Origin of the sequence: Methylobacterium sp. WL116 (assembly GCF_008039455.1) — a bacterium.
Lineage (GTDB): Bacteria > Pseudomonadota > Alphaproteobacteria > Rhizobiales > Beijerinckiaceae > Methylobacterium.
Genome location: NZ_VRUV01001015.1, coordinates 1 through 742 on the forward strand (window position 1 = coordinate 1; position 742 = coordinate 742).

Below are 742 nucleotides of genomic sequence, written 5' to 3' on the forward strand. Positions count from 1 at the left end.
CGCCTCGTCGAGGACGCGGGCGATCGCCCGCTGCAGCGCGACCGGATCGCGGGCCGGGACGAGATCGCCCGCGGCCGAGCCGAAGATCTCGGGGATGCCGCCGACATCGGTGGCGACCATCGGCTGGGCGGCCGCGGCGGCCTCGAGCACCACGTAGGGGAGGGACTCGGCAAAGGACGGCACCACCATGATCCGTCCGCGGGCGAGGACGGAGCGGATCGCCTGGGCCGGCTCGAAGGCGATGGCGCCGGCGAGGCCGAGGGCTTCGGCCTTGGCCTGGAGCTGCCCGGCATCCGGGCCCGAGCCGACCATCAACAGCCGGACCCGGCGGCCCTCGGCGCGCAGCAGCGCCAGGGCCTGAAGCAGGATCGGCAGCCCCTTGGCGTCGCGCAGCTCGCCCACGTAGAGCAGGTCGAACGGGTCGGCCGCCGACGTCACGGGCGCGAACTCGGCCTCGCTCAGGCCGTTGTGGACGATGCGGCTGACGCGGCCGTGGGTGCCGACATAGGCGCGGTGGCGCCCGGCGACGTACTCGCTCTCGAACAGGAACACGTCGGTCCGGCGGGCGAGGAGACCCTCGGCGCCCATGTAGACCCGGTGCAGCAGGCTGCCGGGCCGGTAATTGTAGCTGCCGCCATGCGGGGTGTAGGCGCGGATCACGGGCCGACCGCGGGGAACGTGGGCGAGCTGCGCGACGCCAAGGGGCTGCCGATCCTGCTTCAGGCCCTGGCGCTGCTGCGCG

General features: G+C 74.1%; 1 protein-coding gene. It reads right to left on the reverse strand.

Translation table 11 applies throughout. The features are described from left to right. A partial coding sequence (locus FV223_RS29135; RefSeq protein WP_147730057.1) for a glycosyltransferase occupies positions 1–742 on the reverse strand: 742 nt, incomplete at both ends.